This is a genomic window from Lysobacter sp. A421 (genome assembly GCF_054052145.1).
The window spans coordinates 180,671-206,778 of sequence record NZ_JBSVRL010000004.1; the positions used below are offsets into that span (position 1 = coordinate 180,671).

The 26,108-nt window shown below is 65.7% G+C and carries 26 protein-coding genes; 16 read left to right on the plus strand and 10 right to left on the minus strand.

Annotation, left to right across the window (positions count from 1 at the left end):
* The first annotated feature begins 66 nt into the window (after window positions 1–66).
* From ACW7G6_RS12220 to bfr, 3 genes are all read left to right on the plus strand, one after another.
* Entirely contained in the window at window positions 67–666 is a 600-nt protein-coding gene (locus ACW7G6_RS12220) for an RNA pyrophosphohydrolase (RefSeq protein ID WP_456979985.1), read from the plus strand.
* Window positions 667–745: 79 nt separating this feature from the next.
* Entirely contained in the window at window positions 746–949 is a 204-nt protein-coding gene (locus ACW7G6_RS12225; RefSeq protein WP_456980146.1) for a bacterioferritin-associated ferredoxin, read from the plus strand.
* Window positions 950–1,078: 129 nt separating this feature from the next.
* Window positions 1,079–1,549 carry a bacterioferritin gene (bfr, locus tag ACW7G6_RS12230; protein WP_456963336.1) on the plus strand — a complete coding sequence of 157 codons (471 nt, stop codon included), beginning with the start codon at window positions 1,079–1,081 and terminating at the stop codon, window positions 1,547–1,549.
* A gap of 81 nt (window positions 1,550–1,630) precedes the next feature.
* On the opposite strand, the gene ACW7G6_RS12235 is transcribed toward bfr, so the two are convergent.
* Window positions 1,631–2,221, minus strand: a complete 591-nt coding sequence (locus tag ACW7G6_RS12235; RefSeq protein WP_456979984.1) for a DUF4126 domain-containing protein — start codon at window positions 2,219–2,221, stop codon at window positions 1,631–1,633.
* A 64-nt stretch (window positions 2,222–2,285) separates the two neighbouring features.
* Here ACW7G6_RS12235 and ACW7G6_RS12240 point away from each other — a divergent pair, with 64 nt between their 5' ends.
* From ACW7G6_RS12240 to ACW7G6_RS12265, 6 genes are all read left to right on the plus strand, one after another.
* Window positions 2,286–3,017 carry a DUF6776 family protein gene (locus ACW7G6_RS12240; protein WP_456998360.1) on the plus strand — a complete coding sequence of 244 codons (732 nt, stop codon included), beginning with the start codon at window positions 2,286–2,288 and terminating at the stop codon, window positions 3,015–3,017.
* 1 nt (window position 3,018) lies between these two features.
* Complete coding sequence (locus ACW7G6_RS12245) at window positions 3,019–3,459, plus strand: bactofilin family protein (protein WP_456979982.1); 441 nt, start codon at window positions 3,019–3,021, stop codon at window positions 3,457–3,459.
* Between the two features lie 53 nt (window positions 3,460–3,512).
* Complete coding sequence (locus ACW7G6_RS12250) at window positions 3,513–4,289, plus strand: DUF6776 family protein (RefSeq protein WP_456998361.1); 777 nt, start codon at window positions 3,513–3,515, stop codon at window positions 4,287–4,289.
* Between the two features lie 54 nt (window positions 4,290–4,343).
* Window positions 4,344–4,733: an iron-sulfur cluster insertion protein ErpA gene (gene erpA / locus ACW7G6_RS12255; RefSeq protein WP_456963341.1), complete on the plus strand. Its 390-nt coding sequence runs from the start codon at window positions 4,344–4,346 to the stop codon at window positions 4,731–4,733.
* Between the two features lie 80 nt (window positions 4,734–4,813).
* Window positions 4,814–5,731, plus strand: coding sequence for an NAD(+) diphosphatase (nudC, locus tag ACW7G6_RS12260; RefSeq protein ID WP_456998386.1), 918 nt, complete (start codon window positions 4,814–4,816; stop codon window positions 5,729–5,731).
* Window positions 5,732–5,881: 150 nt separating this feature from the next.
* Window positions 5,882–6,811: a cobalamin biosynthesis protein gene (locus ACW7G6_RS12265; protein ID WP_456998362.1), complete on the plus strand. Its 930-nt coding sequence runs from the start codon at window positions 5,882–5,884 to the stop codon at window positions 6,809–6,811.
* 36 nt (window positions 6,812–6,847) lie between these two features.
* Here ACW7G6_RS12265 and ACW7G6_RS12270 read toward each other — a convergent pair whose 3' ends face one another.
* From ACW7G6_RS12270 to purD, 3 genes are all read right to left on the minus strand, one after another.
* Entirely contained in the window at window positions 6,848–8,764 is a 1,917-nt protein-coding gene (locus ACW7G6_RS12270) for an MFS transporter (protein WP_456998363.1), read from the minus strand.
* Between the two features lie 59 nt (window positions 8,765–8,823).
* Window positions 8,824–9,555 (minus strand): type II toxin-antitoxin system MqsR family toxin, encoded by a 732-nt coding sequence (locus ACW7G6_RS12275; RefSeq protein WP_456998364.1) that lies wholly within the window; start codon window positions 9,553–9,555, stop codon window positions 8,824–8,826.
* Between the two features lie 106 nt (window positions 9,556–9,661).
* On the minus strand, window positions 9,662–10,954 hold the full coding sequence (gene purD, locus ACW7G6_RS12280; protein WP_456998365.1) for a phosphoribosylamine--glycine ligase: 1,293 nt from the start codon (window positions 10,952–10,954) through the stop codon (window positions 9,662–9,664).
* A 110-nt stretch (window positions 10,955–11,064) separates the two neighbouring features.
* Here purD and ACW7G6_RS12285 point away from each other — a divergent pair, with 110 nt between their 5' ends.
* The 5 genes from ACW7G6_RS12285 to ACW7G6_RS12305 all read left to right on the plus strand — a co-directional run bounded on the left by ACW7G6_RS12285 (window position 11,065) and on the right by ACW7G6_RS12305 (window position 18,609).
* Entirely contained in the window at window positions 11,065–12,522 is a 1,458-nt protein-coding gene (locus ACW7G6_RS12285; protein ID WP_456998366.1) for an alanine/glycine:cation symporter family protein, read from the plus strand.
* A gap of 125 nt (window positions 12,523–12,647) precedes the next feature.
* The gene (locus ACW7G6_RS12290; RefSeq protein WP_456998387.1) at window positions 12,648–15,512 is read left to right on the plus strand and encodes a type VI secretion system Vgr family protein; all 2,865 of its coding nucleotides are present in this window, start codon (window positions 12,648–12,650) and stop codon (window positions 15,510–15,512) included.
* The gene (locus tag ACW7G6_RS12295; protein ID WP_456998367.1) at window positions 15,499–16,305 is read left to right on the plus strand and encodes a DUF4123 domain-containing protein; all 807 of its coding nucleotides are present in this window, start codon (window positions 15,499–15,501) and stop codon (window positions 16,303–16,305) included. The genes ACW7G6_RS12290 and ACW7G6_RS12295 overlap by 14 nt, the downstream gene beginning before the upstream one ends.
* Window positions 16,302–16,892 (plus strand): DUF3304 domain-containing protein, encoded by a 591-nt coding sequence (locus ACW7G6_RS12300; protein WP_456998368.1) that lies wholly within the window; start codon window positions 16,302–16,304, stop codon window positions 16,890–16,892. Before ACW7G6_RS12295 ends, ACW7G6_RS12300 begins: the two co-directional genes overlap by 4 nt.
* On the plus strand, window positions 16,882–18,609 hold the full coding sequence (locus tag ACW7G6_RS12305; RefSeq protein WP_456998369.1) for a T6SS phospholipase effector Tle1-like catalytic domain-containing protein: 1,728 nt from the start codon (window positions 16,882–16,884) through the stop codon (window positions 18,607–18,609). Before ACW7G6_RS12300 ends, ACW7G6_RS12305 begins: the two co-directional genes overlap by 11 nt.
* 182 nt (window positions 18,610–18,791) lie before the next feature.
* On the opposite strand, the gene purH is transcribed toward ACW7G6_RS12305, so the two are convergent.
* From purH to prmA, 4 genes are all read right to left on the minus strand, one after another.
* The gene (purH, locus tag ACW7G6_RS12310; RefSeq protein WP_456998370.1) at window positions 18,792–20,390 is read right to left on the minus strand and encodes a bifunctional phosphoribosylaminoimidazolecarboxamide formyltransferase/IMP cyclohydrolase; all 1,599 of its coding nucleotides are present in this window, start codon (window positions 20,388–20,390) and stop codon (window positions 18,792–18,794) included.
* A 124-nt stretch (window positions 20,391–20,514) separates the two neighbouring features.
* Entirely contained in the window at window positions 20,515–20,784 is a 270-nt protein-coding gene (fis, locus tag ACW7G6_RS12315) for a DNA-binding transcriptional regulator Fis (RefSeq protein WP_456979970.1), read from the minus strand.
* Between the two features lie 118 nt (window positions 20,785–20,902).
* Window positions 20,903–21,355, minus strand: coding sequence for a DUF3426 domain-containing protein (locus tag ACW7G6_RS12320; RefSeq protein ID WP_456998371.1), 453 nt, complete (start codon window positions 21,353–21,355; stop codon window positions 20,903–20,905).
* A 411-nt stretch (window positions 21,356–21,766) separates the two neighbouring features.
* Complete coding sequence (gene prmA / locus ACW7G6_RS12325; RefSeq protein WP_456998388.1) at window positions 21,767–22,690, minus strand: 50S ribosomal protein L11 methyltransferase; 924 nt, start codon at window positions 22,688–22,690, stop codon at window positions 21,767–21,769.
* Window positions 22,691–22,817: 127 nt separating this feature from the next.
* Here prmA and ACW7G6_RS12330 point away from each other — a divergent pair, with 127 nt between their 5' ends.
* The gene (locus ACW7G6_RS12330; RefSeq protein WP_456998372.1) at window positions 22,818–23,780 is read left to right on the plus strand and encodes a hypothetical protein; all 963 of its coding nucleotides are present in this window, start codon (window positions 22,818–22,820) and stop codon (window positions 23,778–23,780) included.
* A complete protein-coding gene (locus ACW7G6_RS12335) occupies window positions 23,777–24,154 on the plus strand; it encodes a hypothetical protein (protein WP_456979967.1) in 378 nt (125 codons plus the stop codon). The genes ACW7G6_RS12330 and ACW7G6_RS12335 overlap by 4 nt, the downstream gene beginning before the upstream one ends.
* Window positions 24,155–24,183: 29 nt before the next feature.
* Here ACW7G6_RS12335 and accC read toward each other — a convergent pair whose 3' ends face one another.
* Both accC and accB read right to left on the minus strand, forming a co-directional pair.
* On the minus strand, window positions 24,184–25,551 hold the full coding sequence (gene accC, locus ACW7G6_RS12340) for an acetyl-CoA carboxylase biotin carboxylase subunit (protein WP_456979966.1): 1,368 nt from the start codon (window positions 25,549–25,551) through the stop codon (window positions 24,184–24,186).
* Window positions 25,552–25,561: 10 nt separating this feature from the next.
* On the minus strand, window positions 25,562–26,056 hold the full coding sequence (gene accB, locus ACW7G6_RS12345; protein WP_456979965.1) for an acetyl-CoA carboxylase biotin carboxyl carrier protein: 495 nt from the start codon (window positions 26,054–26,056) through the stop codon (window positions 25,562–25,564).
* Between the last annotated feature and the right edge of the window lie 52 nt (window positions 26,057–26,108).

Consider the following 26,108-nt stretch of genomic DNA (forward strand, 5'->3'; position numbering starts at 1 on the left):
TACCGCGAACCCCGTGGCAGAGTCGGAACCAGTGACGCAAGTCAAATAAAATCAGGAGTCCGCGTCGTGATCGATCCGGACGGTTATCGACCCAATGTAGGCATCGTGCTGATGCATTCCGACGGACGCCTGTTCTGGGCGCGCCGGGTGCATCGCGACGGTTGGCAGTTCCCGCAAGGCGGGATGAACACCGACGAGACGCCGATCGAGGCGATGTACCGTGAACTGCGCGAGGAGACCGGGCTGCGGCCACGGCACGTTGAAGTGCTGGGTGCGACCCCGGGCTGGTTGCGCTACCGCCTGCCGCAACGATCGATCCGCCGCAACGATCGATTGGTCTGCATTGGCCAGAAACAGGTCTGGTTCCTGCTGCGGTTGACCGGTCAGGAAACCGATCTGCAGTTGGACGCGACCAGCAAGCCGGAGTTCGATCATTGGCGCTGGGTCGACTTCTGGTACCCGTTGGAGCATGTCGTGATGTTCAAGCGCGGCGTGTATGCCAGCGCATTGCAACATCTGGCTCCATTTGCCCGGCATGTGGCTGGCGCACAGGCGGTGCCGCTGCCGGGTCCGGGGCATGGCGGGTGGAATCGGCAACGGCCGCGGACCCGCCCCCTGAGATCCCCTTTGCGGGGCGATAGCGGCGGCGGAACTCCGTCGAATTGACAATCATTCTCATTCGTAGTTGAATTGGATTGCAGCCAGTCCGGTTGCCAACCTGCCGCCGCCGCGCGGCCTTGCCCGCATGTACGTATGCATCTGCAACGGAATTACCGACCACGACATCCGCGAGGCTGCGCAGGCAGGTTGCAGCTCGCTGGCCGAGCTGACCATGCGCACCGGGGCGGGTGCCTGCTGCGGCAGTTGCGTAGAGATGGCGACGAGTCTGTTGGAAGAAGCCCACGCCGTACGTGAACTGCCATTGCCGGTCTTGCGCCGGGCCGCCTGACGCCGCCACGCGCTTTGCAATATCACCCTCAGAGCAATGATTCTCGCCTGCGGGCGCACTCGATTCGCATTCCGTCAGCGTCTGTCTGAAGCGTCTACAGTGGTCGCATCCCCACAACGGAGCGGGCCCATGAAAGGCGACGCCAAGGTCATCGAGTTTCTCAACAAGGCGCTCTACAACGAGCTGATTGCGATCAACCAGTACTTCCTGCATGCCAAGATGCTGAAGAACTGGGGCTTGAAGGAACTTGCCGAGCACGAGTACCACGAGTCGATCGACGAGATGAAGCATGCCGACTTGTTGTCGGAGCGGATCTTGTTCCTGGACGGCTTGCCGAACTTCCAGTCACTGGGGAAATTGCGCATCGGTCAGGGCCCACGCGAGGTCCTGGAGTGCGATTTGGCGCTGGAGATGGACGGACTGCCGGTGCTGCGCGAGGCGATTGCGTATTGCGAAAGCGTCAGCGATTACGTCAGCCGCAAGTTGTTCGCCGACATCCTGGAGTCGGAGGAAGAGCACGTCGACTGGATTGAAACCCACCTCAGCCTGATGGATCGCCTGGGCGAGCAGAACTACCTGTTGACGCGCACCGAAAGTTGATCATCGCGCCGTAGCACCAGTGATAACGGCCAGACCGGCGGCTTTTGCTCGTCATCCCCGCGAAGGCGGGGATCCATGGACTTACGTCGCCGGCCCGACCGGGCCTTTCGGCCGGCGCCGGAACAGCGTCCGCCATAGCCACCACAACACGGTGGCCATGGTCACGCTGACCAGCACCACGATCGACAGCGCAACCCACGGGTAACTGAACACCAGCGCCAATCCGCCGACGGCGGTCAGGTCCTCGGTGAGGCTGGCGGTCCAGTTGGTCACCGGTTCGGGCGAGGTATTGAGCAGGGCGCGAGAACCCGATTTCAGCGCGTGGCTGGCCAATGCGACGCTGGCACCGGCGGCCAGCGCGCCGACGCCGAGATTGCCGTCCGGCGACAGCGTGGCCGCCGCAAGGAACGCGCCGGCAGGCACCCGCATCAGGGTGTGCAGCAGGTCCCAGACGGAATCGACGCCAGGGATCTTGTCGGCAAAAAACTCAACCGCCGCCAGCAGCCCGGACACGCCGATCACCCAGGGCGAGGTGGTGACTTCCAGCGCCTGTGGCAGGTCGAGCCAGCCAAAGAACCCCGCCAGGCCGACTCCGAACACGGTCATGTAGGCCCGAATGCCGGCCAACCAGGCCAGAACTATGCCAACTGCGAACAGGTGCGCATCCGTCATCGGGCAATCTCGCTAGAATCGGGTCGAGTATAGGGAACTTCGGCGATATCCTCGCCTTTGCACCATGGGGAAAAAAATCAACTCTCGTTACGTGATCGTGCCGCATCGGCCCGGCCACCGCACGCAGCTGTGGGCTGCGCTGGGGTTGGCGTGGCTGCTGTCGCTGGCGGCGCTATGGGCGGCCACCAGCTGGAATGCCACGCCGATACTGCCGGGCCTGAGCTCGGAGCTCACGTCGAGTCGCGGGCATTTGCACCAGGTCCAGGAGCAGTTGCAGGCGTCGCGCCAGCAACAGGCCACGCTGGAGCGATCCGACCAGATCAGTCGCGCGGCCAACCGCAAACTCCAGCAATCGCTGGCCGAGCGCGAGGAAGATATCGCCGACCTACAGGCCAATCTGGCTTTTTACGAGCGGCTGGCCGGGGCAACCGGCAAGCCCAAGGGGCTGAGTGTGCATTCGGCCGAGTTCACTGCCGAGCGCGGCGGCACCTGGCGTTACCAGATCGTGCTGACCCAGAGTCTGGAGCGTGGCACGGTCAGTGCCGGTAAATTGCGTTTTTCCGTCGATGGCGTGCGTGACGGGAAACTCACGTCGATCGCCTGGGACGAGCTTCACCAGCGCGAGGACGCCCCCGCGCATGGGTATTCATTCCGTTACTTCCAGCAGATCAAGGGCAGCGTGATGTTGCCCGTGGGCTTCACGCCTCAGCGGGTGCGGGTGTCGTTGCGGGGCGAGAATGCCTCGTTCGACCAGGCACTGGCATGGGTGCAGCCCGCGCAAACCGGAGACATCTGACATGTTCAAGAACAAATCCGTGCCAGCAGCCCAGATCGACACGTTGATTGGCGCGCACGTGGTGATCCACGGCGAGTTTCATTTCAGTGGTGGCTTGTATATCGAAGGTCGGGTCGTCGGCAAGGTGATCGCCGAAGAGGGCAAGGAGGCCGTGCTTACCCTGGCCGACAGCGGCAGCATCGAGGGCGAGGTGCGTGCGCCGGTCATGGTGGTCAACGGTCGGATCGATGGCGATGTCCACGCCAGCGAGCGGATTGAGCTGGGCGCGAAGGCGCGGGTGGAGGGCAATGTGTACTACAAGGTGGTCGAGATGACTGCTGGCTCGGTGCTCACCGGTCGGCTGTTGCACGTGGAAGCGGCGGCAGCCCAGGCAACCGAGCCGCATGGGGGCCAACTGCATGAAACCGAAACAGCCGCCGATTTCGCGGTGGTCGGCGGCTGACCGGCACGGGGTGACGTTGTAATCTGGTCGCCGTGCAACTGCCGGCGACCCCCATGACCGAGCCTGAATCTGCCCAGATCCCTGATGAAGCCGGCGCCGATACCAAGGTGCAAGCGCGCCCGGATTGGCGCCGCCGCTTGCGGATAGGCGCGATGGTGGCGTTCGTGCTCGCCTTGGCATTTGGCGGCTGGGGGCTGTGGCGGGTACTCGCGCCCGGATCCGCCGACGTGCGCACCAGGCTGGCCGTGAGTGAGGATGTTGCCGAGCAACTGCAGGGGCGCGTCGAGGGGTTGCAACAGCGGGTCGCAACGCTGGGCCGTTCCGACCAGATCAGCCGCGACGCCAACCGGGACTTGCAAGGCACCCTGGCCGAGCGCGACGAGGAGATTGCCGGTTTGCGCGCCGATGTCGCCTTCTACGAGCGTCTGGTAGGTGCCACCGCACAACGTCGTGGGCTGAGCGTGCACGCGTTGAAGGTGGAGCCGCAAAGCGACAGCGTCTGGCACTTCCAGACCACCCTGACCCAGAACCTGAACCGCGGCGCGGTCAGCAGCGGGCAACTGAGCCTGTCCATCGAAGGCTCGCGCAATGACAAGCTGCAGACCGTCGACTGGGATGCCTTGCGCCAGCAGCCCGATGCCGACGATGTGGAATTTTCCTTCAAGTATTTCCAGCAGGTCCAGGGCGATGTGTTCCTGCCCGAAGGTTTCACGCCGGTGCGGGTAACAGTGCGGTTGCAACCCCGTTCCGGTGCGCAGGTCGAGAAGTCATTTACCTGGGCGGAGGCGACCGGGGCAGTGCCACCGGCGAAGGCGCCAACGGTGGAATGAACCTTTTCGCGCCGCCGGCTTGAATGCACCCGTCGAACCCCCCATCCTGAGCACATGGAAAGCCAGATCATCCCGTTACCCGGCATCGACAGCGCGCCGGACTATCAATCGCTGGATCGCCCGTTGCAATTCACCTCCGCCGCAGCAGCCAAGGTCACCGAGCTGGTGGCCGAAGAAGGCAACCCGGCACTGAAATTGCGGGTGTTCATCCAGGGCGGTGGTTGCTCGGGCTTCCAGTATGGGTTCGAGTTCGACGAGGAGCAGGCCGGAGACGACCTGGCCGTGCAAACCGACGGAACCACGCTGCTGGTGGATCCACTGAGCCTGCAGTACCTGATGGGCGCGGTGGTCGATTACACCGAAAGCCTGCATGGCGCCCAGTTCGTGATCCGCAATCCGAACGCGAAGACCACCTGCGGCTGCGGTTCCTCGTTCGCCGCGTGAGTGCCGCCCGCACGCCTTTCGCATTCGTCGAGGCGGGTGCATTCGCCACCGGTGACGCCACCGGGAACCAGGCAAAAGCCATCCCCACGCGGGACGACCCGTCCTCATCTGGTGCGCTCGACCGCGCTGATCACCTGCGTGATGATCCCGAAGCGTTGTCTGCGCTATGGGCGCACGCACGGGTAATTTTGCTCACCGATGATGGCCAGGCCCTGGCCGATGCCGACGGCGTGCTATACGCCCCGTTGGGCAAAGACCTCAGCCAGGGCCCGGGAGGCACTGGTGCGGCGATTTTCCTGGGCAAGGACGGAGAGGGTCGCGGCTGGTTTGCGCTCGATGCCGCGTTGACCGCCGCCAACGCAGCCAATTGCATCGATCTGCGCACCGCGGCCGCCCAGTGGCCGGCGTTCGACGCTTGCGTGTTTGCCCAGGCCCGGGCGTTGCAACACTGGCGCACCCGACACCGCTATTGCGGCGTATGCGGCGGTGAGATCGGCTTTTCGCGTGGCGGCTGGCTGGGCCGCTGCGGCGGCTGTGGCCTGGAACACTACCCACGCACCGACCCGGCGGTGATCGTCGCGGTGACCGATGGCACCCGCTTGCTGCTCGGTCGGCAGGCGGGTTGGGCGCCGCGGCGCTACTCGGTCCTGGCCGGGTTCGTGGAGCCGGGGGAATCACTCGAGCAAACCGTTGCGCGCGAGGTCCTGGAGGAATCCGCGGTCCGCGTGCGGGCGTCGCGCTATCTGGCGTCTCAACCGTGGCCGTTCCCCGGTCAACTGATGCTGGGGTTCATCGCGCTGGCCCATCCCGATGAGCCCCGGGTTGATGACGAGCTGGAGGATGCGCGCTGGTTCAGTGTCGAGGAGATCCGGGCCGCCGTGGTGGCGGGCGATGACGATACCGGCGAAGGGTTGCGGTTATCGCCATCGATCTCGATCTCGCGCTGGCTGATGGATTACTGGCTGGCCGCCATGGATGAAGCGGCGTCGGGCGACTGACGCGGATACCGGTACCCGCGCCGATCGGGATGCGCCACCCTGCACCCGGTCGCCAATCCCGATAGCGGGTTCGCCGTTGGAGTTTCCCCGTTAGAATCAGGCATCAATGCACTCGGTCGCAGCCATAGCGACGCTGGGAGGGAAGCCAACATGTCCATCGCCCTGATCGCCACGGTCGTTGCGCTCGTACTCGGCCACCTGGCGCCGTCGTTTGCGGCTGCGGTACGTCAGCACGCCTGGTATGGCGACCTGGTTGGCTGGCTCAACGGGCGCTTCGGCGAGCAGAGCTCCTGGCGCAGCCGCTGGGGCATCGTGTTGGCGCTGGTGCCTGGGCTGTTGATCGTGGGGCTGTTGCAACTCTCGCTCGAAGGCCGCTTGGCGGGTACTGCCGAACTGCTGTTCGGCGTTGCCATGCTGTTCTACGCATGGGGGCCACGTGACCTGGACCGCGATGTCGGCGCAGTCCTGGATGCGACCGATTCGACCGCCCGTCGGGATGCCATTGCGAATCTGACAGGCATGGAAGCCGATGCACCGGTGGATGGAGCGGGTTTGGTCGAGCCGGTATTCCGCAGCGCGGTGCGACGCTGGTTCGGCGTACTGTTCTGGTTCCTGGTGTTGGGTCCGTTTGGCGCGGTGCTGTATCGCTTGAGCGTGCTGTCGGCGGCCGGCGATGTCGCCGCCCGGGTGCCGGATCAGACCCGGCGTGGAGCGCGAACCTGGTTGGCCGTGCTGGAATGGCCGGTGGCACAGTTGGTGACCCTGTCATTGGCGCTGGTTGGAAACTTTGACAGCGTGCTGGACGCATGGCGTTCCGGCGGAGGGGCCTCGGCGCGGATCGATAACCGATTCCTCGGGGCCGCGGCGCGCGCCAGCGTGCGAAGTGAGCTGGCCGAAGAGGTAGCCGACGGAGCGGCTTTGGGTTGTCCCGCCGCCGGCATCGACGATGACGCCGATGAGGCCGGGCCGGGCGTGGCGGCCCTGCCCGAATTGCACGACGCGATGAGCCTGGTTTGGCGCTGCCTGCTGGTCTGGCTCGCTGCGCTGGCGCTGTTCGTGATTGCCGGCTTCGTGAGCTAGAGCTTGCGACAAAGCCGGGGCAAGGACCCGGGGGTCCTAAGCGGCATCCCCACGTAGCGCACGCACCTTCGCCTCCAGCACTCCCGCATCCACGTGGGCGCCTTCCAGCGGGCTAGCGACCACCACTTCGACCTGCGCGCGGAAGCGCCGCGGCACACGCATACGGCCCAAACGTGTTTCGCGCCGGCTCCACATGCTGGTCCACATTCCGCGCAATGCCATCGGGATCACCGGCACCTGTCGTCGTTCCAGTATCTTCTCCACCCCCGACTTGAACGCGGCAATTTCGCCATCGCTGGTCAGCCGGCCTTCGGGAAATATTCCCACCACCTGGCCGTCCGCAAGCGCCGCGTCGATCTCGTCGAACGCGCGCTGCATCAACTCGGGGTTCTCTTTCGCGCCGGCGATCGGGATCGCCTTGGCGGTGCGGAAGATCCAGCGCATGACGGGCACGTTGAAGATCTTGTAGTACATGACGAAACGCACCGGCCGCGGGATGCAGGCGGCCAGCAGCAACGCGTCCATGTAGCTGACGTGGTTGCACACCACCAGCGCCGCGCCCTCGTCGGGAATGTGGTCGATCCCCTGCACCCGAAGCCGGTACAAGGTGCGCACCAGTACCCAGCTCAGGAAGCGCATCAGGAACTCGGGCACGATCGTGAAGATCCAGATCGCGACCAGCGCATTGGCGATCGCCAAGGCCAGGAATACCTGCGGGATGTCCAGGTCGGGCATCGGCACGCGCATGCCGGCCAGTTCGAACGGCGGTAGCTGCAGCGCCAGCCCGAGCACCGCGGCCAACACGATGAAACCCGAGTTCTGGATGTTGAGCCCGGCGAACACCCGCGACATCTCCGACTTTGGCGTGCGGCTCTGGATCAACGCGAACAGCGGCACCACGAAGAAGCCGGTGAACAGGCCGATGCCGAGCAGGTCGACCACGATCCGCCAGCTGCCCGGTTGCTGCATGAAGCCGAGCACATCCAGCCCGCTGACCGTCGCCGCGCCGGGACGGGCGAAGTACAGGTCGAGCATGAAGGCCGTCATGCCGAATGCGCCCAGCGGTACCAGACCGATCTCCACCGTCCGTGCCGACAGCCGCTCGCACAGCAGCGAACCCACGCCGGTACCGACCGAAAACAACGCCAGGGCGAAGATGTACAACGTCGCCGAGCCGCCCAGGTTGACCTCGGCGTAGGTCGGCAGTTGCGAGGTCAGCACGGTGCCGACAAACCAGAACCACGACACCCCCAGCACCGCATTGCGCACCGCCAACTGCTTCTTGGCCAGGCGCAACACGGCAATGGATTCGGGGATCGGGTTCCAGTTGATCTTCAGCCCGGGCGCGCCGGCACCGGCCTTGGGGATCGCCCGGCTGACCAGGTGGCCGATGATCGCCAGCGTGATCACGGCCGCGCCGGCGACCCACGGACCGCTGGCGCCGGCCATGGCGAAGATCGAGCCACCCAGGATCATCCCCAACAGGATCGAGAACGAAGTGCCCATCTCGACCAGCCCGTTGCCGCCGGTCAACTCACGCGGGTGCAGCACCGCCGGCAGGATCGAATACTTCACCGGCCCGAACAGGGTCGACTGCAAGCCGGTACAGAACAACGCGACCAGCAACACGGTCATGTTTTGCAAGACGAAGCCGACCGCCGCCAGCGACATGATGCCGATCTCCATCGCCGTGGTGATGCGGATCAGGGTCGACTTCTCGGTCTTCTCGGCGATCTGTCCGGCCAATGCCGAGAACAGGAAATACGGAAGGATGAACAGCGCCGGCGCCAGGTTGGTATACAGCGTCTTCTGCTCGCTGCTGACCCCCAACCAGAACAGCAGGCCAATGATCGCCTGGCGGTAGACATTGTCGTTGAAAGCCCCCAGCGACTGGGTCGCGAAGAACGGCAGGAAACGGCGTTGTCCAAGCAATGCGTACTGGTTGTTCGACATGCGGGTTTTCCGGAACAGTCAGTGGTACCGCTGGGAGGTGCCACGATGGGAGAACACGATCAAACCTTCCGGACTTCGCTCAGCAATTCGGGATGGCGATCCAGCACCCTGAGCAGCTTGACCAATGCGAGCGGCGGCTTGGTCTTGCCGTTCTCATAGCGTGAAAAGGCGTTTGCGCCACCGCCGAAGATCTCGGCGGCCTCACGCTGGTCGAGCGCGAGCTTCTTGCGGACGTTGACGATGAACATCGGGTCCACAATCGCGGCGTTGACCTGCTTGTTGAACGCGAGCATCGCCAAGTTGACCCGAGTCGACTGCGTCGCATCGAGTACCGACTCGCCGCAGGCCGGGCAGAACCCGCCCGTCACCGCTGCGATGACGGTTGATTCGCCCTTGTAGATGTAAGGCAGGTCGCGGGTGTCCTGCACCAGTTTGGCAGCGCACGATGGACATTTCATGCTCATAACTCCTTGAAGGACACGATCAACAAGTCCTCCATCACCGTCAGCTTCAGGTAAACCATGAACCGGGGTGGCGGGTCGATACACGTCCTGCCAGATCCTATGGTCAGCATGCGTCGTCATACTCTTGAAAAAATCCATTGGGGCAAGCTCATGCACGATGGCAAGCATGTCGTCGAAGTCCAGTCCCAACGCCGCGGCGCCGGACAAGGCCGAGAACGTGGCGCGCACTTTGCCGGCGTCGAGCAGCGCTTTAACCACCGGCAGCCGGCAATGGGGCGTCCTTTTCTCCATTGCCGGCAGGATAATTCGCCCGGAAGAGTTTGGCAAGTAGGGTAATTAAGCGACGGATGGACACCCGGCTCTAACTAGTGCGATGCGGTCCGAGTGACCCCTGCGCGCCGCGTTCCTGCGCATGACCCGTCGGACAATGGGCTCAGCTCTTGGCTGCGCCCCGTTTGATCGCGCGCCAGCCGATGTCGCTGCGATGGAACTCGCCCTCCCAGGAGATTTTCGCAACCGCTTCGTAGGCGTGTTCCTGCGCGGCGGCCACGGTGTCGCCGAGCGCGCACACGCACAGCACGCGGCCGCCGGCGGTTACTACTTGGCCGTCGACAAGTTTTGTGCCGGCGTGGAAGACTTTTGTGTCGGCGATATCGGGCACATCCCCTTCGCTGATCGGGTCGCCGGTGCGCGGGGTGTCGGGGTAGTTCTCGGCGGCCATCACCACGCCCAGCGACGGGCGTGGGTCCCATTGCGCGGTGACCTCGTGCAGGCGCTCGTCGATCGCGGCCTCGAGCATGTCGAGCAGGTCGGATTGCAGGCGCATCAGGATCGGCTGGGTTTCCGGGTCGCCGAAGCGGACGTTGAACTCGATCACCTTGGGGGCGCCGGTCTGGTCGATCATCAGCCCGGCGTACAGGAAGCCGGTGAACGCGATGCCGTCGGCAGCCATGCCTCGCACGGTGGGCTCGACCACCTCGCGCATCACGCGCGCGTGGATCTCGTCGGTCACTACCGGCGCCGGCGAATACGCGCCCATGCCACCGGTGTTGGGGCCGGTGTCGCCATCACCGACGCGCTTGTGGTCCTGGCTGGTGGCCATTGGCAAGGCGGTGGTGCCATCGACGATCGAGATGAAGCTGGCCTCCTCTCCGTCCAGGAACTCCTCGATCACCACCCGCGCGCCGGCTGCACCAAATGCATTGTCCGCAAGCATGTCGCGCACGGCGGCCTCGGCTTCGGCCAGTGTCATCGCCACGATCACGCCCTTGCCGGCGGCCAGGCCGTCGGCCTTGACCACGATCGGGGCGCCCTTCCCGCGGACGTAGGCCAGCGCGGCATCGACGTCGGTATGCACCGCGTAATACGCCGTCGGAATGCCGTGGCGGGCGAGGAAGTCCTTGGCAAACGCCTTGCTGCCCTCCAACTGCGCGGCTGCGGCGCTGGGGCCAAAGATCCGGCGGCCGGCCGCGCGGAAACGGTCGACCACGCCGGCTACCAGCGGTGCCTCGGGGCCGACGACCGTCACTGCAACGCCCTCGCGCTCGACCAATGCCAGCAAGCCATCGATATCGGTCGCTGCGACATCCACATTGCGGCACTTGCCCTCGGTCGCGGTGCCGGCGTTGCCGGGGGCGACCAGTATCTCGGTGACACGGGGTGATTGCGCGAGCTTCCACGCCAGCGCGTGTTCGCGGCCGCCGGCACCGATGACGAGGATTTTCATTGCGTGGTCCTTGTAGATGGGTCTGTCGATCGGCTGGTTCGATGATTTGTCAGATTTTACCGGAGCGGGAGGATTGCCGGCTGCTAGCATCCCTCGCTTCGGTGACAACAATGGAAATCGCGATGGAGTTCATCCTCGGCGGCATCGAGGCGCTGCTGGCGCCGGTGATCGAGCTGATCAACCTGGTGCTGTGGAACTACGTGCTGGTGTACGGCCTGCTCGCAGTCGGGGTGTATTTCACCGTGCGGCTGAAGTTCCTGCAGCTGCGCCGGTTCCCGCACATGCTGCATGTGATCGGCCGTGGTACCGATGGCGACGCCGCCGGCATCTCGCCGTTCCAGGCGCTGTGCACCAGCCTGGCCTCGCGGGTCGGCACCGGCAACCTCGCCGGGGTCGCGATCGCGCTGAGCCTGGGCGGGCCCGGGGCATTGTTCTGGATGTGGATGGTGGCCGTGGTCGGCATGGCCACGGCGTATGCCGAGAGCGCGCTGGCGCAGCTGTACAAGGTCCGCGACGAGGACGGCCAGTACCGCGGCGGGCCGGGGTATTACATGTCACGGGGGCTGAAAATGCCGTGGCTGGGTGTGGCGTTCTCGGTCTGCCTGGTGTTTTCCTACGGGCTGATCTTCAGTGGCGTACACGCCAACGCGATGGCGCAGTCGCTGAATCTCGCGTTTGGCTTCAGCCAGGCGCAGATCGCGACCGGGCTGGTGCTGCTGACCGCGCTGATCATCTTCGGTGGCGTGCGCTCGGTCGCGCGGGTGGCCGAATGGGTGGTGCCGTTCATGGCGGTCGCCTACCTCGGCCTGGCGGGGTGGGTGGTGATCACCCACATCACCGAGGTGCCGGCGGTGTTGGCGCTGGTGGTGCGCAGCGCGTTCGGCCTGGAGCCAGCGGCCGGCGGCCTGATGGGTGGGCTGGCCGCGGCGATGCTCAACGGCGTCAAGCGCGGGCTGTACTCGAACGAAGCCGGCATGGGCAGCGCGCCCAACATCGCCGCAGCGGCCACGCCGGTGCCGCACCATCCGGCCAGCCAGGGGCTGGTGCAGTCGCTCGGGGTGTTCATCGACACCTTGCTGATCTGCACCGCGACCGGGCTGATGATCCTGTTGTCGGGCGTGCTGGCCGACGGCGGCGACGGGGTGGTGATCACCCAGAACGCGCTGGTGGTGTTCTTCGGCCAGTGGGGCAGCTGGTTCGCGGCGATCGCGCTGTTTTTCTTCGCGTTCACCACCATCCTGGGCAACTACGCGTATGCGGAAAGCGGCCTGCTGTATCTCGGTGGCGGTGATCGCGGGCTGTTCGTGCTGCGGGTCGCCGCGCTCGGGGTGATCGTGTGGGGCGTGTACTCAAAGGTACAACTGGTCTGGAACGCGGCCGACGCGGCGATGGCGATGATGGCGACGCTCAACCTGGTCGCGCTGCTGGGGCTGTCGGGCGTGGTGGTCAAGTTGACCCGCGACTACGACCGGCAGCTCAACGCGGGCAAGTCGCCGGTATTCCACATCGCCGACTATCCCGAACTCGGTGATGGCGTGGATCATGAGATCTGGAAGGACCGCGGGTAGCGATGCGTGCCGGGACCGCATAGCCAGATAACAGAATCTCCGTCCCGTCCATGAGGTAGGATTGCGCATCCACACAGGACGTGTCGGGGCAGTGCCCCGGTCAAGGAGCGACGGGCGTGAACATCATGGATGCGGTGCAATCGGTACTGGCGGGGTTGGCCCGGTACACCGATGCAGACCGGCTATATGCATTTGAACTCGACGGCCTGTCCGCCGGCGTGCTCACCGTCGAGCGCTGGCAGGGTTGGGAGTCGCTGTCTTCGAGTTATGAATGGTGGATCGACCTGTTGTCGACCGACGCCCAGTTGCCGCTGGATGATCTGCTCGGCAAGCGCGCAACCCTGCTGACCCGCTGTGCCGATGGCACTCGTGTGCCGCGCAGCGGGCTGGTCCGCGAGGCCACGTGCGTCGGTTCCGACGGCGGCCTCGCCCGCTACCGCCTGTGCCTGGTCCCATGGACGTGGTTGCTGAGCCAGGGTCGGCACAGCAGGGTGTTCCAGGACAAGACCGTGATCGAGATCGTCGAGACGGTGTTCACCGACTACGCGCCGCTGGCAACGTGGCAGGTCGGCGATGAGGTCAGCCCGTTCCTCAACGAGGTACGCCCCCGCAGCTATTGCTGCCAGTACCGCGAAAGCGACTTCGACTTCATCAGCCGTCTGCTGGCCGAGGAAGGTCTCGGTTGGCGGCTGGAAGAATCCGTCGACGCTCCCGGTGGCCACGCCATGGTGCTGTTCGCGGCCAGCGGGCAGGGTTTGCAGGACGCCACTGCCGAGGCCGGCAACGGCATCCGTTTCCACCGCAGCGATGCCACTGAATCGAGCGATACCATCCAGGCGCTCGGGACTGCGCACGGCGTTGAGTCGACCGTACTGACCCTGCTCAGCGACGACTACAAGAGCCACTGTCTCAGTGCCAGCCTGCCACTGGGCGCGGCAACCGATAGCGCGGCAATGTTGGAGGACTACGACCCGTCCGGCGCTTACGCCTTTGCCAACCAGACCGAGGCCAGCCGCTACGCCGAACTGATCGGCCAGGCCCGCGCCGCCCAGACCACCCAGTGGTTCGGCCAGTCCAGCGTGCGCAGCTTTCGCGCCGGCCAGTGGTTCGCCGTCATCGACGCACCTACCGACGGCGAGACGACGCCCGACGAGCTGCTGCTGGTCGCCGTCCACCAGGCTGGCATCAATAACCTGCCCGACACCGTCCGCGACAGCGCCGCCCGCCTGTTCGGCGACGCCGGTGCCAGCCCGGTCGCCGACCTGTCCCGCATCACCTGGGCCGCGGTGCAAGCGCGGGCCGAAGCCGTCGGCTATGGCAACGCCTTCACCGCAGTGCCGCGCGACCTGTCGTGGCGGCCGATCCTGACCGACGACACCGGTGCCCGCTTGAACCCGCGGCCGACCGCGCCGGGCTACCAGAGCGCAATCGTGGTTGGCGCAGATGGTGCCAGCGCCGGCGAGTTGCACAGCGACTCGCTGGGCCGGATCAAGGTGCGTTTCCACTGGCAGCAGGATGCCGACGGCGCCAGCGCCAGCCACAGCTGCTGGCTGCGCGTGAGTCAGCGTTATGCCGGCCCGGGTGTCGGCAGCCAATTCCTGCCACGGATCGGCCAGGAAGTGCTGGTCGGCTTCCTGGACGGCGACATCGACCGCCCGGTGATCGTCGGCAGCCTCTACAACGGCCAGGGTGAGGCCGGCATCCCGGCGACGCCGGGCGGTCAAGAGGCCGAGTCCAACACCGACACTTACGCCGACGCCCGCGACCATCGCCCCAGCGCCCAATCCAACCTTGCCGGTGGCAACGCCCCGGCCTGGCACGGCATGAGCGGCGACAAGGACGGTCACCGCAACCCGGCGGCGCTGTCGGGGTTCAAGTCCAAAGAGTTTGGGGGTAGCGGCCACAACCGCCTGGTGTTTGACGACAGCGACGGCCAACTGCGGTTCCAGCTGGCAACCACCCATGGTGCGACCGAGCTCAACCTCGGCCACCTGATCCACCAGGCCGACAACTACCGCGGCAGCTTCCGCGGCGAAGGGTTCGAGCTGCGCACCGACCAGTGGGGCGCGATCCGCGGCCAGCGCGGCCTGTGGGTCAGCGCCTACGCCAACGACCCCGACGCCCCGGCCGGCGAGCAAGTGGCCGCCACCGCCTTGCTCCGGCAGGCCGAACAGCTGGGTCACGCCTTCAGCGACATCGCCGGCACCCACCAGACCGTCCGGCTGGCGGCTCATCAGGGCGAGGCCAAGCCCGGTCAGTCGCGACTGATCGATGACCAGTCGCCGCTCAAGGCGTTGCTGACCAGTGCCAAGACCGTCGTCGATGGCAGCGGGTTGGCCGCCGGCGAAGCCGACGCCCGCAACCGCAAGCCCAATGCCGGCAAAGACCGCGTCCCGCACAGCGGTGACGCGATCCTCGGCCTGACCGCCCCGGCCGGGATCGGCCTGGTCGCCGGTCAGAGCCTGCACTGGAGCGTCGGTGAGACCCTGACCATCGCCAGCGGCCAGGCCACCAATGCAGCCATTGCCGGCGACCTGCGCATCCACGCAGGCCAGGCCATCGGCTGGCTGGCCGGCGCAGTGGAGTCAAAGGAGCCCAGCGCGGCCCCACCCGACTCAAGTCAGGGGCAGGCTCTGACCTTGGTCACCGCCGAAGGTGAGCTGCACCTGCAAGCCCAGCACGACCAGCTCAAGTTGCAGTCGAAAGACCAGCTCAAGGTCATCAGCGCCAACGCCGAAGTCGAACTGGCCGCCGGCAAGACCATCCACCTGGCCACCGAAGGCGGCGCCAGCATCACCATCGAAGGCGGCAACATCAGCGTCACCTGCCCCGGCAATATCGTCGTGCATGCGGGGAAGAAATCGTTTGTGGGGCCGGCCAACATCAACTATCCGTTGCCGGCGTTCGGCGAGTCCGAGTTTTGTCTCAGTTGCTTCTTGCGGGCCGCTGCGACGGGTGCTCCACTGGTTCCTGCCGATGGGCAGCGTTGACGCCATGAGCCACTACTACCTGTTCGACGGTGTGCAGTTGCGCGACGACGAGCACACCCAGCTTGAAGGTGCCTCCGCGGTACGGGTTTACGCCGATCTCGGCGAAACGGCAGCCCGGACCGGACCGATGCTGGTCGAGCACGGCGCGATCGAGCCGTCGCTGGTCGCGGCGCTCAACGACGCTCGCAAACCGCGCCATGCCCTTGCAGAGCTTACGTCGCCCGCCTCGTTGGAGTGGCTCGGCAGGCACTTGGTGGCGATGCGTTACCTGCACCTCAACGAGTACTCGCAACACTTCCTGCGTTACGCCGACACCCGCGCGTTCTCGATGGTGGTGCAGGTGTTGAGCGCGGCGCAACTTTCAGCGCTGTTTGGTCCGGTTGAGCAGTGGAGCTACAGCGACCGCCGTGGGCGGTCACGCGTACTCCAGAGGCCGGACGTAGCGCCGGGTCAAACGCCGCTTTACCTGGACCAGGCGCAACAGCGGCAGCTATTCCGCCTGGCCGCACCCGATCAGCTGCTTGCCGAGGTACTCGCCGACGACCCCGCCTTGACCGCGCGCGGCGACGACAGCCAGCGACATGGCTGGGTTGCCGGCGCACTGAATTTCCTGGAGCAACGCAGGATGCGCTCGTTCCCATGGCGCCTGGCCGTGGCCAACGCGGCCGTGCGTAGCAGCGGAAAAGCACTGGACGATCCGTCGTTTGCCGATCTTGTGGACCAAACCTTCTCGCGCGGTGGCGATACCGACGCGTTATACAACTGGGAGAGCCCGATGGAGACTGCACCATGACGCCACGCCACGCTCCGGATCGTCGATATCGTGTTCGCGCCATCCTGGGTGCGCTGCTCTGCCTGACGCTGGGTGCCTGCGATGCCATGCCCGGGCAGGCCGAGGAAGAGAGTTACACCGTGGCGACGACCCTGACCGGCATCGACCATTTGCCCGGCCATCTCGCGGTGCAATCTTTCGCTGTCGATGGTCAGGGCGGTGGCAGTGCCGGGAAAGGGGGCAGCATGATGTGCTGCACGCGACTGCCCGGCAAGTGGCGTCCGGACATGATGGTGCGGATCAACTGGGGCGTGACCAACTTCCGCGACTGCGAAGCCGACGAGTACGTCGCGCATGTGCCGGTGGAGCGTTACGAGGAGGTCGGAGCGCTCTATGTGCATTTTTTTGCTGATGGCTCCGTCCGGGTCGTGTCTTCCACCTATGGTCCTGCAGGAGCGCTGCATCCGGAATCGGCCTACCCGATCAAGATTCCGATCCCGCAGAAGGATCCGTGGCACGAGTACCCGTTGGAGCAAACCTGCCAAGGCAAGGATCGCAGCGTGGCCCCCACGCGGCACAAGGAAGGAGACGTGGACTATGTCGACTAACGCTACGCACCCGGGCGATGTCGGTGGCATCCGAGCATTGCGCCCGGTACGCGATTGCCGCGCCGACCAATGCGAGGTCCGGATCAACATCGGGCTGTTCTTTGACGGTACGGGCAACAACGCCCGCTGGATGGAACCCGGCACCGTCGGTACCCAGGAATCACGACGGAAAGACAGTAATGTGTTCCGGCTCTGGGCGGCTTATCCGGAAAATCCAACGGCTGGCCTCTTCCGAAGCTACGTGCCCGGCGTCGGCACCCCGTTTCCGGAGATCGGTGAGCATGAGCCGGCGGATCTCGGGATGGGTTTCGGTGGTGGCGGCGAGGGCCGCATTGTGTTCGGCCTGCTGCAGGTCTTGAATGCGATGCACCGAGTCATCGAGCGTGACCGCCCCATGTTCCAACCCGCCGCCGTCGAAGCCCTGTGCGGTCTAGGGCGGGAGCCCAGCATGCTTGAGCGTCATCGCCTTGTGCTGCGGCCATTGGGCATGACCAGCGGCGGCCTGCTCAGCGACTGGCCCAGCGGGCTCGGCGCGCGTCGCCCATTCCTTCAAACCCAGGGTGCACTGCTGGCAGACAAAATTGCCCGGGCCGACAAGCCCAAGCTGGTCGAGGTCTTCATCGACGTCTTCGGCTTCTCGCGCGGTGCCGCCGAGGCACGGGTGTTCTGCCATTGGCTGGACGAGCTGTTCCAGGGCAACCGGCTGTTCGGGGTCCAGGCGCATATCCGCTTCGTCGGTCTGTTCGATACCGTCGCCTCGGTCGGTGTGCCGACCTCGGCGACGCCGTTCACCGATGGGCACATGGACTGGGCCGACGACGAGCACCTGCGGATACCCCGGCGTGCCGGGCATTGCGAACACTACATTGCCGCCCACGAGAACCGCGGCTCGTTCCCGGTGGACGAGGTGCGTGCGCCATCGGGCGCGTTGCCGTCCAATTGTCGCCAGTTCGTATTTCCGGGCATGCATTCGGATGTCGGCGGCGGTTACACGCCGCAGGAGCAGGGACGCGGCCCGCGGTCGGACAATGCCGAGAAGCTGGCGCAGATACCGCTCAATCACATGTATGCCGCCGCGCGCGCGGCACGCGTGCCGCTGGACAAGACACTGGCCGTGCAGGGACTGTACGACCCCTACCAAATCGCGCCGGAGCTGCAGGCGGCCTACGACGGCTGGCGAGCCGAGAGCAGCGGCAGCAAGCCGTTGCGCGAATGGCTGCTGCCGTACCTGGTCTGGCGGTATCAGGCGCGCCACCATTACGGGCGGCTGCCCGCGTTTGAGCGCGCATCGGCGAGGGATTGCGATGACCTACGTGGCGCCAATGCCACCTTGCTTGCCGACATCCATGCGCTGGAAAACCCACCATCAGCAGGAACACGCGCGGCTGAATCCTTGTTGGGGACCATTCCAGGCTTTGGCATCCTGGCACGCCACGTCATTGCCCGTGACTATGACTGCCTGGCGCCCGAGGCGCCGGCGGTTCTTCAGCGGATCAAGGCGGCACCTCCTACGCCGCCGGCCTCGGCGACCCTCTATGCCGATTACGCCCATGACTCGTTCGCAGGGTTCCGGCCCTTCGATAATGAGATCATGGGCATCAACCCGCCGGGCTCATGGGAGCCGGAAGGTTACTTGCGCTGGCGCGTGCATTACCGTGGCAACGACACCCGGCTGACTCGGCGTACAGGAGTGGAGTCGAACTCCCAAGTGGCGTGATTGGCTGATCTCTGGCGCATCGGGGCGGCCGACGAACCACTGATGATCATCTGATGGCGCTGTTCGCGGGCCATCCGAGCGCTCTGGTGGGGCGGTCGGCCTCGGCGGCGCCAGCCACAGCTGCTGGCTGCGCTTGAGGCAGCGTTATGTCGGCCTCCGCCAACTTCCGCAGCAAAGCTCTATCAGTGCCGGAAGTGCCGCACGCCGGTGAACACCATGGCAATGCCGTGCTCGTCGGCGGCGGCGATGGTTTCCTTGTCGCGCATCGAGCCGCCGGGCTGGATCACCGCTTTGATACCGGCGGCCGCGGCGGCGTCGATGCCGTCGCGGAAGGGGAAGAAGGCGTCGCTGGCCATTACCGAGCCGGGCACGCTCAAACCGGCTTCTTCGGCTTTCAATCCGGCGATCTTTGCCGATACCACGCGGCTCATCTGGCCGGCGCCGATGCCGATGCTGCGCTGGTCGCGGGCGTAGACGATGGCGTTGGATTTGACGAACTTGGCGATCCGCCAGGCAAACATCAGGTCGGCCAACTGGGCGTCGGTCGGGGCAAGCTGAGTGACCACCTTGAGCTCGTCGTGCGTCACCTCGCGGATGTCGCTGGTCTGCATCAGCAAGCCCGAACCGACACGCTTGACGTCGATGTTGTTGCGACCGTCGCCGTGGGGAATCTTCAATACGCGGACGTTGGCCTTCTTGTTGCAGTAATCCAGCGCGGCCGGCTCGTAGTCGGGGGCGATCAGGACTTCGACAAACTGGCGGTCCAGGATGGACTTCGCGGTGGCCTCGTCGAGCGTCTGGTTGAAGGCGATGATGCCGCCGAACGCGGAAGTTGGATCGGTCGCGAAGGCGGCCTCATAGGCGTCGCCGTTGTTTGCCGCCACCGCCACGCCGCAGGGGTTGGCGTGCTTCACGATCACGCAGGCCGGGGCGTCGAACTGGCGCACGCATTCCCACGCGGCATCGGCATCGGCGAGGTTGTTGTAGCTCAGCGCCTTGCCCTGCAACTGGGTGAAAGTGGCCAGCGTGCCCGGCACCGGCCACAGGTCGCGGTAGAACGCGCCCGACTGGTGGGGGTTCTCGCCGTAGCGCAGGTCCATGACTTTGACAAAGCTGCTGTTGCTCTGCGCCGGGAACAAGGCGCGGCTGCCGTCGTCGTTGATCGATGACAGGTAGTTGCTGATGCAGGCGTCGTAGAAGGCGACGCGGTTGAACGCGGTGACCGAGAGCGCGAAGCGCGTCCGTGCCGACAGTGCGCCGTCGTTGATCTCCAGCTCATCGGCCAGTGCTGCGTACTGGGCAGGATCAGTCGCCACTGCGACGCGGGCGAAGTTTTTCGCCGCCGAGCGCAACATCGCCGGACCACCGATGTCGATGTTCTCGATGATCTGTTCCATCGAGCTGTCCGGGTCGGCCGAGACCCGCTCGAACGGATACAGGTTCAGCACCAGCAGGTCGATCGCGTCGATGCCGTGTTCGGCCATCACCGCATCATCGGTCCCGGCGCGGCCCAGCAGGCCGCCATGCACGACCGGGTGCAGCGTCTTGACCCGGCCATCCATCATCTCCGGGAAACCGGTGGCATCGCTGACGTCCCTGACCGTCAGGCCGGCGTCGCGGATCGCCTTCGCGGTGCCACCGGTCGACAGCAATTCGACACCATGGCCGACGAGGGCGCGAGCCAGCTCGATCAGCCCGGTCTTGTCGGAAACAGACAACAGGGCACGGCGAATCTTGACCGGATGGTGGGTCACCGGGCCGGGCGTGGAGGTTGCGGTCATGGCGGCAGGCTTTGGTCGGGAAAGCCGTTAATTATACCGGCCGGCACCCGACTGGTCCGGCCGGCAGCGCTCTTGCCGGCGGCAGTGCCGGGCGACGGGTCAGCGCGCTTTGCGTCAGCGGGTATCAGGCCAGCCCGTACTCACGCAGTTTCTTGCGCAGGGTCGCGCGATGGATACCCAGCATCGCCGCCGCGCGGCTCTGGTTGCCGTCGCAATGGCCGAGCACTTCGGCGAACAGCGGGATTTCCAGCTCGCGCAGGGCGATCTCGTACAGATCGCCGTTGTCGCAACCGTCCAGGTCTCCCAGGTAGCGCCGGATCGACGTGGCAACGTGATCACGCAGCGGCACCCGTGGCCCGGGACGGGAAGAGTCGGTACGGCTTGCAGCGTTCAATGGTGTCCCCCAAATCCTGTGGCGTCCGTCATCGTGTGTTTCCATCGCGAGGCGCGAGACGACGACGGCCTAGGAGTCTAACGTGCGATTGCCCTGCAACATATCGATTTTCTCCGCATCAGCGGAAGTCGAATGCAAACGCGACGACCGGCACGGCCGGTTCGATGATCTCCAATTCGACGCTGGCGCTCTGGCCCGGCGCCAGCTCGCTGCGGGCATCGCCTGAACCCGGATGCGGGTACTCCGACGCGTCGAACACGCGCGCGGCGACGGGCTGCCCGTTGATGTCCGACAGGTTCAGCACCAGTGCGGGCCATGGTTGTGGCCAGCGCGCGTCGTTGCGGAAGCTGGCCCGGACGCGGAGTACGCCGGTCTTGCCGGGGGCCGGCTGCACGCTGCGGGCCAGCATGGTGTATGCGCCCGGCTCGTGCCAGGCGGGCAAATCACACCACAGCGCGGTACAGATGGCGCCGATCACCGGGCGCCAGCGCTCGTTGGCGGCGAGCTCATTGCGTTGCGCCAGTACCAGTTGCGCCACCAGCAACAGGCCCAGCGCGGACACGCCCAGCATTTTTGGCCAATGAGGACCAGTCGTCCGGGACCGTGAGGCGATGCGGGCAAAGCTGGGAATGCCCCGCTTTGTGCGACCGCGCCCAGTGCGCATCGAAGCGGTGTCGGCTGGCGCTTTCGATGCGGTCGGGGAGGAGGCTTTGGTTGCCGGCGCGACAGGGCCGCTTGGAGGGGGGCGGGTCGAGTGGGCTTCACTTCGCAATTCAGTCTGGCAACGTGGACAACGCTGCGGCGCACCGGCGCCAGAGACGATCAGTGCAACCAGGAAGCCACAGTGTGGGCACGGAACGAACATCGGCGCAGTCTAGCCGACACCGACTGGCAAGCCGGCTTCCGCACTGGCTTGCGGACGGTCTGGCGAACGGCGAGACCGGTGCATCACTATGACCATGGCCATGGGCTGTCCGTCGGATCAGCGGCGCCGGACGCCGCTGATCCGGATCCAGTCTTCGTGTTGTGCAACCTGCAGTTGCTCGAAGTCCGCCTCATAGCGGGCCAGGACCTCGTTCTCTTGTCCGGCGAGGATGCCTGACAGTGCGATCCGGCCACCCGGCGCGACCCGCGCGGCGAGCACGTCGGCGAGGGCGATCAGCGCGGTGGCGAGGATATTGGCGACCACCACCGGATAGCGGGTCCCGGCAGGCTCATCTTCGGGCAGGTACACCGCCAGGCGTGCTTCCACCCCGTTGCGGTGGGCATTGTCGGCGGTGGCCGTCAGCGCCTGGGGATCGTTGTCGACCCCGGTCGCCTGCGAAGCGCCGAGCTTCAGTGCGGCAAGAGCGAGGATGCCGGAGCCGCAACCGAAGTCCAGGACACTCGCGCCGGGCAACACGCCGTCGCTGGCGAGCCCGTCCAGCCATTGCAGGCAAAGCGCGGTGGTCGGGTGGGTGCCGGAGCCGAATGCCAGGCCGGGATCAAGCCGCACCACCGCAGCGTCGGCCGCATCCGCGCCATCGGGGAGATCGTGGTTCCACGGCACGATCCAGGTACGTAGACCGAACTTCAGCGGCTCGTACTGGTCCATCCACGCGCGCTCCCAGTCCTGGTCGGCGACCTCGCGGAACGTTGCGCGCGACCAGTCGATGCCTTCGTCGGCGGCCGACAACGCATGCAGCAACAACTCCGGCAAGGCGTCGCCTTGGAACAACGCCGTCAGCGACAATTCGCCCCAAAGGGGAGTCTTGCCGACGCCCGGTTCGAAGATCGCCTGCTCGTCGGGCGCGTCGGCGTTGGCATCGGTCAAGGTGACCGCGAGTGCACCGACGTTTTCCAGCGCGCGCTCATGGCGGGGCTGGTCGGCCTCGGTGCAGGGCAGGGTAAGTTCGAGGAAAGGCATACCGGCGGGGTGGGTGTGGGACATTGCATGTTGGGGCGTAGTGCGGCCGCAGGCAACCGGCCGATCGGTGTTTGATTTAAGATGACGCCGGGTCCGAACCCAGGGAGTCGCCGTTCCATTGCCAGCAATGCCTCGCCAACTGCTTCTGCTCTGCCTGGCGTCGTTGCTGTTGCTGGCGGCGGTCCTGGCGTATCCAGGTGGGGAAGGCACGGTCGCCTCCACCGGCGCGGGACCGGTCGAGGCCGATATCGCGGTTCCGGTTCCGGTTCCGGTTCCCGCGAATGCGCAGCGAGCCCCCGTCGATCACGCCCCCCTCGACCCGCGTCGCCAGGCGCACCGAGCCACGTTACCCGGCAAGTCCAGCCGCCGCGCGGAACTTGAAAGCGCGCCGGACCTGTATGCCTATGCCAACACCCTGGCTCCCGCCGTACGGGCCGGGGATCCGGAAGCGGCCTGGATGCTGAGCCGGGTACACGAATACTGTTCCGCTTATGCGATGGCTCCGGCCGACTATGCCCGTGACACGCAGGCGATCGGCGAGATGCAGCTGAGGACCTCCGAGGCGATGGTCGCCGCCCGAACCCGAACAGGTAAGCGTTGTGCCCGGTTCGTGCCGCGCGATGACCTGTCCTATACGGCGATCCTCGTGGGGACAACCGAGGCGGCCGAGGCCGGCAGCCTCGCCGCAGAGGCGGCTCTGTTGGCGATCGGCGAGCCGCTCGAAACGAGCGACGCGTACAGGCATGACCTGGTCGAGCGGGTGCAGCGCTCCGGTGACCCGGAATCGTTTGCTGCGCTGTCGCCGGCGATGGGCATCCGTGCCAGCGGCCAGCAGGCTTTCGCCGGGCAGGTGGCGGGCACCCAGCTGGCGGAGGTGGCCTGGAAGGTCGCCGCGTGCGAGCTGGGAATGGATTGCAGCGCCGACAGCACGTTGATGACGTCGCTGTGCGCCAATGGTGGGATCTGTTCGCGGAATTCCGGTCAGGATTTCCGTAGTTTTGTCTTCGATGCTGCAGTTCCGCGACAGGGGGCGGACGTGGTGAATGAAATGGTCAACTCGCTGACAGGCGAGGAGAAGGTGCCGAAATGAAGAAGGAAGCCACCGTGCGCAGGATCAAGATGATGTTCTGGACGTTGTTGCTCGCGGCGTATTCCGTCGCTGCCACCGGGGTCATGATCGACGTGTTGGGACAGGATTACCGCGAGATGTCGGCCGTGGCGGTAACCTCGGTGCATTCGTCGCTGGATAAACGGATGGCGGGAGCCGCGCAGGTGGCCGCTGCTTACCGGGCCAGCAGCGGCGCGCCGTTCTCCGCGCTGCCGACCGGCAGCACCTTCAAGGTGGTCTGGCCCGACGGTTCAAGCGAATACGTGACCGTGGTAAGTGTGTCCTCGAGCGACGGCGTGAAGCCGGTCGAGGGGACGCAGCGGCCGGCACCGGGAGTGGCCGCCGAGCCGCGATAGCCCGCTGGGCCGACAGCCCGACAGCCCGATCAGACGATCGAGAGCGACTTTTCCTTCTGCTCCTTCAGCCGCTTTTCCAGGTAATGGATGTTCTGCCCACCCTGCTGGAAGCCGACGTCGGCCAGAATGCGCTGGTGCAGGGGGATGTTGGTCTTGATGCCGTCGATCACCATCTCGCTGAGCGCCACGCGCATGCGGGCGATCGCGGTTTCGCGGTCGGGGCCGTGCACGATCAGCTTGCCGATCATCGAGTCGTAGTTCGGTGGCACGCGGTAACCGGCATAGATGTGGCTATCCACGCGCACGCCCGGGCCGCCCGGCGCGTGGAACTCCTGGATCAGGCCCGGACTGGGCATGAAGGTTTCCGGATCCTCGGCATTGATCCGGCACTCGATCGAGTGGCCGTTGATCACGATGTCTTCCTGCTTGATGCTCAATTTTTGACCGCTGGCGATCATCAGCTGCTCGCGGATCAGGTCGATGCCGGTGATCATCTCGGTGACCGGGTGCTCGACCTGGATGCGGGTGTTCATCTCGATGAAATAGAACCGGCCGTCCTCGTACAGGAACTCGAACGTGCCCGCGCCGCGGTAGCCGATGCGGATGCAGGCATCGACGCAGACCTGGCCGATGTCGGCGCGCTGCTGGTCGCTGATGCCGGGCGCCGGCGCTTCCTCGACCACCTTCTGGTGACGGCGCTGCATCGAGCAGTCGCGCTCGCCCAGGTGGATCGCGCCGCCCTGGCCGTCGGCAAGGACCTGGATCTCGACGTGGCGCGGGTTCTCCAGGAACTTCTCCATGTAGACCATGTCGTTGCCGAACGCGGCCTTGGCCTCGGCCTTGGTGGTCTGGATCGCGGTGACCAGCGCGGCCTCGGTGTGGACGACGCGCATGCCGCGCCCGCCGCCGCCGCCGGAGGCCTTGACGATCACCGGGTAGCCGATCTCGCGGCCGATCTTGATGTTGGCCTGAGGCTCATCGCCCAGCGGGCCGCCACTGCCCGGCACGCACGGCACGCCGGCTTCTTTCATCGCGCGGATCGCTTCGACCTTGTCGCCCATCAGGCGGATGGTCTCGGCCTTGGGGCCGATGAAGATGAAACCCGACTCCTCCACGCGCTCGGCAAAATCGGCGTTCTCGGCCAGGAAGCCGTAGCCGGGGTGGATCGCCTGGGCGTCGGTGACTTCGGCCGCGGAGATCAGCGAAGCCATGTTGAGGTAGCTGTCGGTCGACGGCGCCGGGCCGATGCAGACCGACTCGTCGGCCATGGCCACGTGCTTTAGGTTGCGATCGACAGTGGAATGCACCGCGACCGTGTGGATGCCCAGTGCGTGGCAGGCACGCAGGATACGCAGCGCGATTTCGCCCCGGTTGGCGATGACGACTTTGTCCAGCATCGACCCGGCCTCAGCCGATCACGAACAGGGGCTGGTCGAACTCGACCGGCTGGCCGCTCTCGGCCACGACCTTGAGCACGGTCCCGGAGGCGTCGGCCTCGATCGGGTTGAACATCTTCATCGCCTCGATGATGCCGATGGTGTCGCCGGCGGCCACGGTCTGGCCAACAGTGACGAACGGCGGCTTGTCCGGCGCCGGGGACGAGTAGAACGTACCGACCATCGGTGCGCGCACGACGTGGCCCTCGGGCAACGCCTGCCCCGGAGTCGATCCGGCGCCGCTGTCGGCCGGTTTGCTGCCGCCGGTGGCGGCATCCACTGGCGAGGCCATCGGCATCGGCGGCAGGGGAGCCGCCATCGGCGCATACGCTGGTGCAACCGCCGGAAAGCCGCCGCGCGGCGTGCGCGCCAGGCGGACGGATTCCTCACCTTCCTTGATCTCGATCTCGGCCAGGTTGGACTCTTCCAGCAGGTCGATCAGTTTCTTTATTTTTCGCAGGTCCATGGTGGGCCCTCTTGATGTTTGATCGGGTGCCGCCGAGGCGACGGAATAAATG